The organism is Nitrospirillum iridis (assembly GCF_014205765.1).
In the GTDB taxonomy this organism is placed as follows: domain Bacteria; phylum Pseudomonadota; class Alphaproteobacteria; order Azospirillales; family Azospirillaceae; genus Nitrospirillum; species Nitrospirillum iridis.
This window is the reverse complement of record NZ_JACIIZ010000015.1, coordinates 57,470-70,126: the sequence shown is the minus strand read 5'-3', so window position 1 is coordinate 70,126 and position 12,657 is coordinate 57,470. Positions and strand designations below refer to the sequence as shown.

Here is a 12,657-nt window from a genome sequence, read left to right as displayed (position 1 = left end):
GATTTCGATGGCCTTCTCTTATGTTTCCGGCGTGCTGACCGCCGACGGCGTGCCCCTGGACCGGTTGGCCGAGGCCGTCGGCACCCCCGTCTACGTCTATGCCGCCAGCCGCCTGCGCGCCAACTACCAGGCCTATGCCCAGGCCTTCGCCCGCGACCCGGTGGATGTCTGCTTCGCCCTGAAGGCCAATTCCAACCAGTCCATCATCAGCCTGTTCGCCCGCCTGGGCGCCGGCGCCGACGTGGTGTCGGAGGGGGAGATGCGCCGGGCGCTGGCCGCCGGCGTCCCGCCGCAAAAGGTGGTGTTCTCCGGCGTGGGCAAGACCCGGGATGAGCTGGCCGCCGCCCTGGTGGCCGGCATCCACCAGATCAACGTGGAAAGCCTGCCGGAGCTGGAGGCCCTGTCGGCCGTGGCCGTGGAGCTGGGCCGCACGGCGCCCGTGGCCCTGCGCATCAATCCGGACGTGGACGCCGGCACCCATGGCAAGATCGCCACGGGCCGCAAGGAGGACAAGTTCGGCATCGATTTGGGCCACGCCGTCCAGGCCTATGCCAAGGCCTGCGGCCTGCCGGGCCTGGCGCCCAAGGGCTATGCCGTCCACATCGGCTCCCAGCTGCTGAACATCAACCCCTATGACGACGCCTACGGCCACCTGTCGGACCTGGTGATCGCCACCCGCGAGGCGGGGCTGAAGGTGGAGCGGCTGGATTTGGGCGGCGGGCTGGGCGTGCCTTACCGGGGGGAGACGGCGCCCGACCACGACGCCTACGCCGCCATCGTACGCAAGCGCCTGGGCAACCTGGGCTGCCGCCTGACGTTGGAGCCCGGACGGTCGCTGGTGGGTGACGCCGGGGTGCTGCTGGCGCGCGTCATCTACGTCAAGGAAGGGCTGCACCGCCGCTTTCTGATCGTGGACGCCGCCATGAACGACCTGATGCGCCCCACCCTCTATGACGCCTACCACGGCATCCGCCCGGTGTTCGAGGCGGCGGCCGACGCCCCCCTGGCGCCCATGGACGTGGTCGGTCCCATCTGCGAGACCGGCGACACCTTCGCCCGCCAGCGCGACCTGCCGCCAATGGCGGCGGGCGAGCTGGTGGCCTTCATGACCGCCGGCGCGTACGGCGCGGCCATGTCGTCCACCTACAACTCCCGCCCGCTGGTGGCGGAGGTGCTGGTGGATGACGGCCAGTGGGCGGTCATCCGCCGCCGGCAGACGTTCGAGGAAATGCTGGCCCTGGACGTGGCGCCCCAATGGCGCCACGTTTGAGGCGCAGGGCATAGGGCCGATCCCGGTCCACCCCCATTAGGCGAGAGGGCACCGCCGGCATGGCATCATGGGCACTCAAACCCCGCACGGAACGGCGGGCGGCACCCGCCCCCGCCGCCCCGGGTGTTGTCGTGCCCCTGCGCGCCCGCCGGCCGCTGGTGCCGCCCGCGCTAAAGCCCTGGGGTATCCACTTGCGCGCGGCCTGGCTGGCCCTGGCGGCGGAGCGTGTGGGCCTGCGGCTGTGGCCCCTGCCCGGCATATTGATGCTGGGCCTGGCCCTGGCCTGGTCCGGCGCCCTGCCCCATCTGCCGCCCTGGGCCCATGGCCTGGCGCTGGCGGTCTATGCGGCGGCCGTGGTGGGCCTGCTGCTCCGCCGCCTGCCGGGCCTGCGGCCCCCTGACCGCCATGCCGTCTTCCGCCGGCTGGAGCGGGACAGCGGCCTGCGTCACCGTCCCTTCGACCTGCTGATGGACCAGCCCGTGGACCCTGCGGGGCCCGCCGCCGCCCTGTGGCAGGCGGCGCAGGACCGCGCCCGGCGCGGCCTCGCCACACTGCGCGTCGCCGGCCCCCGGCTGGATCTGGCCACGCGCGACCCCTGGGCCCTGCGCCATGTCGCCGTGCTGCCGCTGGCGGTGGCCGCCGCCATGGCCTGGGGCGACTGGCGCCCCCGCCTGATCGAGGCGCTGGACCCCGGCTTCCAGGCGGCCCCCGCCGGGACCGAAGCCGACCTGGACGTCTGGATCACCCCGCCCGAGTCGACCGGCCTGCCGCCCCAGTTCCTGACCCACCGGGGCAAGGCGCCGATACCCGGGGGTGCGGCCGGGGGCGGGCCGGATGCCATCGTTTCGATCCCGGCGGGCGCCACCCTCACCGCCCGCCTGGGCCCCCACCACCGGGCGCCGAAACTGACGTTGGACGAGGCGGAACAGCCGCTTGACCCGGCCGCCACCGGCGGCTTCCAGGCCAGCCGGGCCGTCACGAAAGGCCAGCGCGTCACCGTCACCGACCGGGGGCGCACCCTGGGCAGCTGGGCCATCCGCGTGGTGGCGGACGAGCCGCCGGCCATCGCCTTCCGCGAAAAGCCCAGCGCCACGGAACGCTACGCCCTGCGCCTGGACTACACCGCCGCCGACGACTACGGCATCGCCAGCGTCACCGCCACCGTGACGCCCACCACCCGGGCGGAGGGCACGACGGTGGAGCCCCTGGTGCTGACCCTGCCCGTACCAGCCCGGCCGGCGCGCGACGACTCCGGCGCCGGTACGCCGGTGGTGGCCAACGCCAGCGGCTATTTCGACCTGACAGCCAGCCCCTGGGCCGGCCAGCCCGTGACCATCCAACTGACCGCCACCGACACCGCCGGCCAGACGGCCAGCAGCGACAGCCAAACCATGACGCTGCCGGAGCGGGTGTTCAACAACCCCACGGCCAAGGCCGTCATCGCCCAGCGCCGCGCCCTGTTGGACAAGGGGGAGGAGGCGCGCAAGCCCGCGGTGCCCGCCCTGCTGAACCTGGCGGGCGAACTGGACGGCTACGGCGGCGACCCCACCGTCTTCATGGCGCTGTACGCCGCCGCCCGCCATCTGGGCCTGAACCAGGACGCGCGGTCGCTGACCGACGTGGCGGACCTGCTGTGGGACACCGCGCTGAAGATCGAGGACGGCAGCCTGGCGTCGGCGGAGAGCGAGCTGCGCGACGCCCGCCAGCGCCTGAGCGACGCGCTGGACCGCAACGCGTCGGAGGCGGAAATCCGGCGCGATCTGGACGCGCTGAAGACGGCGCTGAACCGATACATGCAGGCCCTGGCGGAAAAAAGCGACGCCCAGCAAGGCCAGAATGGCGCCCAGCCGCCCGACGACCAGAACGCCCAGTCCGTCGACATGGGCCAGATGATGGAACAGCTGGAGCAGATGGCCCAGACCGGCGCCCGCGACGCCGCGCGCAAGATGCTGGACCAGATGCAGGACCTGATGGAAAGCGTGCAGACGGGCCCGCAAAAGCCACCCTCCGCCGCCGAGCAGGAGCGGATGCGGCAGGCCCTGCAAACCCTGGAAAAGCTGCAGGACCTGACCAAGCGCCAGCGCGACCTGATGGACCAGACCTTCCGCCAGGGCGACCGGGGCGAGGCTGAGGACAGCCGGCCGCAGCCGCCCGACACCCGGGGCGACGCCCCGCGCTCCGCCCCCAACCGCCAGGGGGCCGCCCCGCGCCAGCCCCCGCGCGAACCCGGCGCGGAAGCCACCGCCCGCGACCTGGCCAAGCAGCAGGAGGCCCTGCGCCGCGAGCTGCAGGCACTGATGCAACAGCAAGGGGAACAGCCGGGCCCCCAGTCCGAAGACCAGCAGTCAGACGGCCAGCAGGGCCAGGAGCAGCCGGGCGGCCAGGAAAACGGCAATGGCGGGGGCGACGGCGACGGCCAGGCCCCCTCCCCCCTGGACAAGGCGGAGCGTGCCATGGGCCAGGCCGGCCGCGCCCTGTCGGAGGGATCGCCCGAGGACGCGGTGGAATCCCAAGGCCGCGCGCTGGAGGCCTTGCAGGACGGGCTCAAGGGCATGGCGCAGCAGATGGCCCGCCAGATGGGCCGTGGCACCCGTGTGGCGCCGCGCGCCGCCAACGGCCGGGGCCAGAACACCGACCCGTTGGGCCGCCAGATGACCGGCCAGGGCGCCACCAGCACCGACAGCGTCAAGATCCCCGAGCACGGCGATCTGCAACGCGCCCGCGAAATCCTGGAGGAGCTGCGCCGCCGCGCCAGCGAGGCCGGCCGCCCCAAGGAAGAGCTGGACTATATCGACCGGCTGCTGAAGCGGTTTTAGCGGTCACGCCAGCAGGAGCAGCACGCCTTGAATCCCCTCCGTTCCGCCGCCCTTACACTTCTGCTGGCGGCGAGTCCCGCCTGGGCGCAGGGGAGTGCGGGACCGCAGCCGGCGGCACCCGCCCCCTTTATTGCCGCGGCACGGGACCAGCCGTTCCCCGGCACCATCCGGCTGGACGTGGACGCGACCGACACCGCCCACAAGGTCTTCACCATCCACGAAAGCATCCCGGTGCAGCAGGCGGGCCGCATGGTCCTGCTGTACCCGGAATATGAAACGGGGAGCCATGCCGCCACCGCGTCCATCGCGGCCCTGGCCGGTCTGACCCTGCGCGCGGACGGGCGCCCCCTGCCCTGGCGCCGCGACCCGCTGGACCCTTACGCCTTCGAGGTGGAGGTGCCGCCGGGCACCGCCGCCATCGACGCCGACTTCCAGTTCCTGTCACCGCTCAGCCCGCGCCAGGGGCCTGTGCGCATGACGCCCGGCATGGTCACCGTCGCCTGGCAGAACCTGCTGCTGTATCCGGCCGGCTGGTTCGCGCGCGACATTTCCATCGCCGCCAGCCTGCGCCTGGCGGCCGGCATGGCGGCCGCCACCACCCTGACCACCACCGCCGACGCGGACGGCATGCTGAGCTTCGCGCCGGAGACGCTGGAGGACCTGGTCGACTCCCCGGTCTATGCCGGCCGCCACGTCCGCCAGGTACCCCTGTCCCAGGATGCGGCGGCCCCCGTGGACCTGGCGCTGCTGGCGCAAACGCCGGAAGACCTGGAGACGACGCCGGCCCAGATCGCCGGTCTTGCCCGCATGGTGACCCAGACCCACCGCCTGTTGGGGCCGGCGCACTATCGGCGCTACGCCTTAATCGTTGCGCTCAGCGACATGTTGCCCGGCCCTGGTGGGTTCGAACACATGGAATCCAGCGAGAACGCCGTGCCGCCGGACTTCTTCCACGACGGGGACGGCTATTCCATCTATCAAGACCTGTTCGCGCACGAATTCGTGCATTCCTGGAACGGTCGCTACCGCCAGCCAGCGGGCTTGTGGACACCCACCTTCAACCAGCCGGTCGATGGCAGCCTGCTATGGGTTTACGAGGGCCAGACGGAGTTCTGGGGCCGTGTCCTGGCGGCACGGGCGGGCTTGCGGACGCCGGCGCAGACGCTGGACGCGCTGGCCATCGACGCGGCGGTCGCCCAAGCCAGGGTGGGACGGTCGTGGAAGTCGCTGCAGGACAGCGCCAATGACCCGTCCATCGCCATCGGCCGATCCGTGGTGTGGCGGGACTGGCAGCGGCGGGAGGATTATTATGGCGAGGGTGTGCTCCTTTGGCTGGACGCCGACAGCCTGATCCGGGAGCGTACGAACGGCAGGCACGGCCTGGACGCCGTCGCGCGCGCCCTCTTCGGCGGGCCGGCCGGCGACCGGGTGATCCGCACTTATGGCTTTGATGAGGTCTGCGCCGCCCTGAACGGCGTGCTGCCCTATGACTGGGCGGGCTTCCTGCGCCGGCGGCTGGACGCCCATGACGATGCGGGGCTGCTGGACGGCCTGACGCGAGGCGGCTATCGCCTGGTCTTCACTGATACGCCCACCGCCTATTTCCGGCAGACGGAAAAGGATGGCGGGGGCATCGACCTCAGCTATTCCATTGGCCTGGTGGTGGATCCCAAGGGCCAGGCCCGCGCCGTCGCCTGGAACGGCCCGGCCTTCCGCGCCGGCCTGGCCGTGGGGGTCCGCCTGCTGGCCGTGAACGGCCAGCCCTTCAGCGCCGAGGCCCTGGTGCAGGCGGTGCGGCAGGCCGGCACCCGGCCGGTGGAACTGCGCGTCGAGAGCGACGGGGTCGAACGCGCCGTCACCGTCGACTACCACGGCACCCTGCGCTACCCCCGCCTGGAACGTATCGCCGGCACCCCGGATCGCCTGATGGCACTGTTGAAACCACTGCCATAAGCGCTCACGCGACAAAGGACAGCCCGCGACCGTGGGCGCTGGTGGGGCACCTAAAGTTTCCGGCGCTTCAACGAAAGTCGGAGAAACTCTAATTCGGCAGCACGAACTCGGGCAGGATCTTGGCCGCTTGGCCGCCCTTCTCCACGATGTTGCCGTGGTAGACGGTCTTCTCGCCGGGGAACAGGCGGCGGACCTTGGGCTGCATACGCCAGCGTTGGAAAGGCTTGCCGTCCGCCCCCAACGCCGAGGCCATGAGGTCCGGCACGTCGCGTTGACGGTCGGACTTGTTTTCCACCGTGATGTCGATGAACAGCATGGACGTGCCTTCCACGTCGCGGAACTCCGTCTTGCTGTCCACCATCTCCAGCCCCGTGCCCGGCGGCTCCATCCCGAAGCCCAGGGCCTCATACAGGCGGGCGGCGGCGGGCCAGGCCTCGACGACGGCGTCCCGCCCGACCGCGAGGCCGGTGACGCCCCCCACCACCAGCGCGGCCAGGACGGCCCAGCGCACGGCGGCGAAAAGGCGCCGGGGCTTTTCCTCCGCCACGGGCAGGGGGGACGCCGTCGGCCGCAGGCGGCCCAGCGACAACGGCGCCGGCACCTCATCCTCAGCCATGGTCAGGGCGTCGTAAGCGGTCTCCCGCTCCATCTCCGCCGCCAGATCGGCGAAGGAGGAGGATGAGACCGGGCGCGGGGGGCTCAGCCAGTCGGACTCGTCATCCTCCGGCGGCATGGCGGCGCGGCCGGCCGTCTCCGGCACCTGGTGCCAAATGGAACCGCAGGCACTGCACCGCACGCGTCGACCCCGCCCGAGAAGGGCGTCGTCGACCCGGAAGCGCGTGGCGCAGGACGGGCAGGTTGTGATCATGGGAGGCAGGGCCGGGCCGAATTCCTTAAGAGGCGCCTTAGACTTAAACGAAAAGGTCAGGGATGCGCAAGGTTGGCCCCAGGTCCCGCGACGGCAACGAAACGGTCTATACCGTTCAGGGGGCACGGGCAGGATGCCGCACCGGCGGCGTCGCGGGTGTCGCTGTGGGCACCAAAGGGGGGTGGACGCGCTGGACGCCCGCCACCCGGCCGTGCCATCACTACAGCCACCCCCTCCGCCCAAAACCTTGCGAGGCCAATCCCCATGAGCCGGCGCGGCCCTGCCGTCCTGTCCCTACGCCGCGATGCCACGGGCCGCTTCCTGCCCTGGCTGATCGCCCTGATGGTGTTCCTGTCCACCTTGGCGGTGGCGGCGGCCCAAATGCTGTCCGGCTGGGCCCAGCGCTGGGACAGCGGGCTGGACGGCAGCCTGACCATCCAGGTCAGCCCCGTCGGTGACAAGGCGCCGGTGTCGCTGGATGAGCGGGTGCAACTGGTGCTGCACGCCCTGGGCGGTGTGCCCGGCATCATCAACGCCCGCCCCGTGTCCATGGAGGACGCGGCCCGCCTGGTGGAACCCTGGCTGGGCAATGGCGCGCTGTTGCAGGATCTGCCCCTGCCGGCCCTGATCGACGTCACCGCCGGCCCCGCCGTCGATGTGGGCGCCCTGCGCCAACGCCTGGCCACCGCCGTGCCGGGCACCACGGTGGAGGAGCCCGGCGTATGGCTGCGCGACCTGCGCCGTCTGGCCCGCCTGGTGGAGGCGGTCGCCCTGGTCATCGTGGCGCTGATTAGCGGGGCGGCCGTGGCGGTGGTGGTGTTCGCCGCCAAGGCCGGCCTGGCGATGCATCAGGACGAGGTGGATCTGCTGCACGTCATGGGCGCCACCGACAGTCACGTGGCCGACCAGTTCCAGCGCCACGTCCTGCGCCTGTCGCTGAAGGGCGGCATCGGCGGTGGCGCCGTGGCGCTGGCCACCATCGCCCTGCTGTCCCTGCTGTCGCGCACGGTGGAGGGGACACTGTTGCCGCCCCTGACGCTGGCGCCCCCGCAATGGCTGGTGCTGGTGGGGGTGCCGGTGGCCGCCGCCGCCCTGGCCGCCATCAGCGCCCGCCTGACCGTGCTGCGCGCGCTGGAGCGGCTGCCGTGACGCCCCCTGCCGTGACGCCCCAGCCGCAGCCGGAAGCCGCGCCGCCGGAGGCCCCGCGCCCCGGCGCGCTGCTGGCCCGGCTGCGCCGCCTGACCTGGGTGGGGGCGGCCCTGGGCGGACTGTGGCTGGCGGGCCTGCTGACCTTCGCCGCCCACATCCCCCGCGCACCCGAGGACGAGTCCGCCACCACCGACGCCATCGTCGTGCTGACGGGCGGCAGTGAGCGGCTGGAGACCGGGTTCGATCTGCTGGCCGCCGGCCGGGCGCGCAAGCTGTTCATCTCCGGCGTCTATCGCGGGGTGGACGTGCGGGCCCTGCTGCGCATGTCCCAGGCCACGCCGACCGCGCTGGAATGCTGCGTTGTGCTGGGCTATTCGGCCGACGACACCCTGGGCAACGCGCAGGAAACCGCGCGCTGGATGCAGGCGGAGGGCTTCCAATCCCTGCGCCTGGTCACCGCCAACTACCACATGCCGCGCAGCCTGGTGGAATTCCGCCACGCCCTGCCGGATGTCCGCATCGTGCCCCACGCGGTGCAGCCGCCCAACGTGCGCCTGGACGGGTGGTGGCATTGGCGTGGCACCGCCGGCCTGATCATCAGCGAATACGACAAGTACCTGGTGGCCTTCCTGCGCCACGCCTTTGGACTGTGATGTCCCAATCGGGTGGACAGGCGGGCGCGCAGACACTATCCCTGCCTCCATCAACCCTGGTTAAGCGGTCAAGGGCGATGCTGGTTCTGCGATCCCTGGTCTTCAACATCGTCTTTTACATCTGGACGGCGATCAGCTGCGTCGGCCTGCTGTGGGGCTTGGTGGCGCCCCACCGGGCCATGATCTGGGGCATCCGCGGCTATATGCGCAGCCTGGTCTTCCTGGAACGCACCCTCATCGGCCTGAAATACGAGGTGCGGGGGCGGGAGCATATGCCCAAGCACGGCGCCTTCCTGGTGGGGGCCAAGCATCAGTCGATGTGGGAGACGATGAAGCTGCACCTGCTGATGGACGATCCCGCCATCGTCCTGAAGAAGGAGCTGACCTACATCCCCATCTGGGGCTGGTACGCCTCCAAGGCCCGCATGATCGCCGTGGACCGGGGCAAGCGCGGGGCGGCCATCCAGTCGCTGCTGCGCGGCGCGCGGGAACGGGTGGCCGAGGGCCGGCCCATCGTCATCTTCCCACAGGGGACCCGGACCGCCGTGGGCGCGTGGCGGCCCTACAAGGTGGGCATCGCCCTGCTGTATCAGAACCTGAACGTGCCGATCGTGCCCATGGCGCTGAATTCCGGCCTGTTCTGGCCGCGGCACAAGTTCCTGCGCCGGCCCGGCACCATCACCATCGAATTCCTGCCCCCCATCCCGCCCGGCCTGCCCAAGGAGGAGGCCCTGAAGCGGCTGGAGACGGCGCTGGAGACGGCGACCGACCGCCTGGTGATGGCGGCCGGCGGCCCCCCCACCGACCGGCCGGCCAACGCGCCGCCGCTGAAGACCCAAGCCACCGCCTGACCCGCCCGCAAAATCGATTCCGGGGCGGCGATTGACCGCCCCCACCCACCGGCCTACCCTTGATGCCATGGCGGCTATCATCCGGGATCGGAGGGGTGCGCATGGTCGGGCGTGAGGGGCAAGCGACGGAACAGACGGCGGCACCCCCGGCGGCGTCCCCGGTGGAAGGCGCGGCCCCGCCCGTGCCGGCCGACTGGCCCGTGATCGCCGCCCAGGTCTGGGACATGAAGTACCGCTTCAAGGGACCGGACGGTGCTGCCCTGGATCAGACGGTGGACGACACCTGGCGCCGCGTGGCCAAGGCATTGGCGGAGGCCGAGCGCGACCCCGCCCAGTGGGAGCCCCAGTTCCACGACGCGCTGAAGGACTTCGCCTTCCTGCCCGCCGGCCGCATCCTGGCGGGGGCGGGCACGGGCCGGGCCGTCACCCTGTTCAACTGCTTCGTCATGGGCACGGTGCCGGACGACATGGGCGGCATCTTCGCCCATCTGCGCGAGGCGGCGCTGACCCTGCAGCAGGGCGGGGGCATCGGCTATGACTTCTCCACCCTGCGCCCCCGGGGGGCGCCGGTGGCGGGCGTGGGGGCCGACGCCTCGGGCCCCGTCTCGTTCATGGACGTGTGGGACGCCATGTGCCGCACCATCATGAGCGCCGGCAACCGCCGGGGCGCCATGATGGCCACGCTGCGCTGCGACCATCCGGATATCGAGGCCTTCATCGACGCCAAGCGCGACCCCGGCCGGCTGCGCAATTTCAACCTGTCCGTCCTGGTGACCGACGCCTTCATCGCCGCCGTGCGCGAGGACGGCCCCTGGGACCTGGTGTTCAACGCCAAGATCTGGCGCACGGTGCGGGCGCGCGAGCTGTGGGACCGCATCATGCGGGCCACCTATGACTATGCCGAGCCCGGCGTCATCTTCATCGACCGCATCAACGACCAGAACAATCTGGGTGGCGTGGAGGTCATCAGCGCCACCAATCCCTGCGGTGAGCAGCCGCTGCCGCCCTACGGCGCCTGCCTGCTGGGCTCGATCAACCTGGCGGCCCTGGTGGTGGACGGCTTCACGCCCGAGGCCCGGCTGGACATGGAGCGGCTGGGCCGCCTGGTGCCGGTGGCGGTGCGCATGCTGGACAACGCCATCGAGGTGTCGCGCTTCCCCTTGGCCGCGCAGGCGCAGGAGGCGCAGGCCAAGCGGCGTGTCGGCCTGGGCGTCACCGCCCTGGCCGACGCCCTGATCCTGTGCGGCGTGCGCTACGGCTCCTCCCGGGCGGTGGACCTGACACGGCAGTGGCTGGGGGCGGTGCGCCGCCACGCCTACCGCGCCAGCGCCGGCCTGGCGGCGGAGAAGGGCGCCTTCCCCTTGTATGACCGCGAGCGCTATCTGGCCCGACCCATGATCCGGGGCCTGGACGACGTGACCCGGGCGGCGGTGGAACGGCACGGCGTGCGCAACGCCCTGCTGACCTCCATCGCGCCCACCGGCACCATCTCGCTGCTGGCCGGCAACGTCTCGTCGGGCATCGAGCCGGTGTTCACCTGGGAATATGACCGCGCCGTGCTGCAACCCGACGGCAGCCGCAAGACGGAGCGGGTGGCCGACTACGCCTATCACCGCTTCCGCCAAGCCTTCGGCCCCGACTCCCCCCTGCCCGACAGCTTCGTCGATGCGGGATCCCTGCCCCCTGGCGCCCATCTGGTGATGCAGGCGGCGGCGCAGGAGGAGGTCGACAGCTCCATCTCCAAGACCATCAATTGCCCGGCGGAGCTGGACTTCGAGTCGTTCAAGGACGTCTACCTGCAAGCCTATGATCTGGGCTGCAAGGGCTGCACCACCTACCGCCCCAACGCCATCACCGGGTCGGTGCTGTCGGCGCCCGCGACGCCTTCCACCCCCACGCCCGTCCCGGCAGCCCCGGCCTCCCCCAGCGGCGCCGTGCCCCTGGACCGGCCGGAGGCGCTGGTCGGGGCGACCTACAAGGTGCGCTGGCCCGGCAGCGACCACGCCCTTTACATCACCATCAACGACATCGTCCTGGAGGAGCGGCGGCGGCCGTTCGAGGTCTTCATCAACTCCAAGAACATGGAGCACTACGCCTGGACCGTGGCGCTGACCCGCATGATCTCCGCCGTCTTCCGCCGGGGCGGCGACGTCGCCTTCGTGGTCGAGGAGCTCAAGGCCGTGTTCGACCCGCGCGGCGGGCAGTGGATGAAGGGCCGCTACGTCCCCTCGCTGCTGGCCGCCATCGGCGAGGTCATCGAGCGGCATATGCTGGAGACCGGCTTCCTGCTGCGCGCCAGCGGCCTGGCGCCTGTCGCGGCCGAGGCTTCCGACCCCGCCACCGACATCCCCGGCACCCGCCCGCCGCCGGCCCAATGCCCCCGCTGCGGACAGGCCAGCCTGGTGCACCAGGAGGGATGCGACACCTGCCTGTCCTGCGGCTACTCCCGCTGCGGCTGAGGGCGCGCCGGCGATCTCTTGCGCCAAACCGGGAAGACGGCGTTGGATGTCGACCCCATCGCCTGGATCATTTCGTCGTGATTGAACGACGGCAGCGCCATGAAATAGTCCAGTGCCGCGTTTTCGCCCGTGGCGCCCTGCGGATAGAAGCAGGCGATCTTCTCCTCTTCACCGAACAGCAGCCACCAGACATCGCAGCCCGCCGGCCCGCTGTCATTGGTCTCAATGACGATGCCGGACAACTCGGCCTTGGTGATCGATTTGACGGCCCCCTTGTCATCGGTGACCTGGATGAGGTCGCTCTCGATGCTGACGACCCACAGGGCTTCCGGCATCAGCCGTACCGGCTTTCGCTTCCTCTTGAACCAGCCGAACATCGATCCTCCGTGGTCTGATGGGGGGTTGAAACGGTCGTGCCCATTCTCTCGCCGGCCCGAGGTTCCGTTCCCACCCCTTATCGAAAGAGATAGGGGTCACACTGAAGATGCCCCGGGGGGCGCGCCGTGAACCTACGTCTCCTTGCCGGAAGACATAGGCCGTGTCGGCGGCTGAGGCCGGCCGGCGGTAAACGGTGGGCCAGCGCGGGGATAGGTCCGCCCGCGCCCACCACCAACCGCCAGCCCCCCGCCCCAGGACTT

At 71.1% G+C, this 12,657-nt stretch carries 9 protein-coding genes; 7 read left to right on the top strand and 2 right to left on the bottom strand.

Annotated elements, in window-relative coordinates:
• Positions 1–7 precede the first annotated feature (7 nt).
• The 3 genes from lysA to FHS74_RS23115 are packed head-to-tail and all read left to right on the top strand — an operon-like array spanning position 8 to position 6,039.
• Entirely contained in the window at positions 8–1,270 is a 1,263-nt protein-coding gene (gene lysA / locus FHS74_RS23125; protein ID WP_184805940.1) for a diaminopimelate decarboxylase, read from the top strand.
• A gap of 59 nt (positions 1,271–1,329) precedes the next feature.
• Positions 1,330–4,086: a TIGR02302 family protein gene (locus tag FHS74_RS23120; protein WP_184805937.1), complete on the top strand. Its 2,757-nt coding sequence runs from the start codon at positions 1,330–1,332 to the stop codon at positions 4,084–4,086.
• 27 nt (positions 4,087–4,113) lie between these two features.
• A complete protein-coding gene (locus FHS74_RS23115; protein ID WP_211106497.1) occupies positions 4,114–6,039 on the top strand; it encodes a M61 family metallopeptidase in 1,926 nt (641 codons plus the stop codon).
• 88 nt (positions 6,040–6,127) lie between these two features.
• Here FHS74_RS23115 and FHS74_RS23110 read toward each other — a convergent pair whose 3' ends face one another.
• Positions 6,128–6,907: an MJ0042-type zinc finger domain-containing protein gene (locus tag FHS74_RS23110; protein ID WP_184805934.1), complete on the bottom strand. Its 780-nt coding sequence runs from the start codon at positions 6,905–6,907 to the stop codon at positions 6,128–6,130.
• A 264-nt stretch (positions 6,908–7,171) separates the two neighbouring features.
• Here FHS74_RS23110 and FHS74_RS23105 point away from each other — a divergent pair, with 264 nt between their 5' ends.
• The 4 genes from FHS74_RS23105 (at position 7,172) to FHS74_RS23090 (ending at position 12,019) form a co-directional block, all read left to right on the top strand.
• Entirely contained in the window at positions 7,172–8,056 is an 885-nt protein-coding gene (locus FHS74_RS23105) for a cell division protein FtsX (RefSeq protein WP_184805930.1), read from the top strand.
• Positions 8,053–8,709: a YdcF family protein gene (locus FHS74_RS23100; protein WP_343067013.1), complete on the top strand. Its 657-nt coding sequence runs from the start codon at positions 8,053–8,055 to the stop codon at positions 8,707–8,709. Before FHS74_RS23105 ends, FHS74_RS23100 begins: the two co-directional genes overlap by 4 nt.
• 77 nt (positions 8,710–8,786) lie before the next feature.
• Positions 8,787–9,560 carry a lysophospholipid acyltransferase family protein gene (locus FHS74_RS23095; protein ID WP_184805924.1) on the top strand — a complete coding sequence of 258 codons (774 nt, stop codon included), beginning with the start codon at positions 8,787–8,789 and terminating at the stop codon, positions 9,558–9,560.
• Between the two features lie 101 nt (positions 9,561–9,661).
• Complete coding sequence (locus tag FHS74_RS23090) at positions 9,662–12,019, top strand: adenosylcobalamin-dependent ribonucleoside-diphosphate reductase (RefSeq protein ID WP_281384686.1); 2,358 nt, start codon at positions 9,662–9,664, stop codon at positions 12,017–12,019.
• On the opposite strand, the gene FHS74_RS23085 is transcribed toward FHS74_RS23090, so the two are convergent.
• Positions 12,001–12,396: a hypothetical protein gene (locus FHS74_RS23085; protein WP_184805921.1), complete on the bottom strand. Its 396-nt coding sequence runs from the start codon at positions 12,394–12,396 to the stop codon at positions 12,001–12,003. The two genes, FHS74_RS23090 and FHS74_RS23085, sit on opposite strands and share 19 nt — an antisense overlap.
• Between the last annotated feature and the right edge of the window lie 261 nt (positions 12,397–12,657).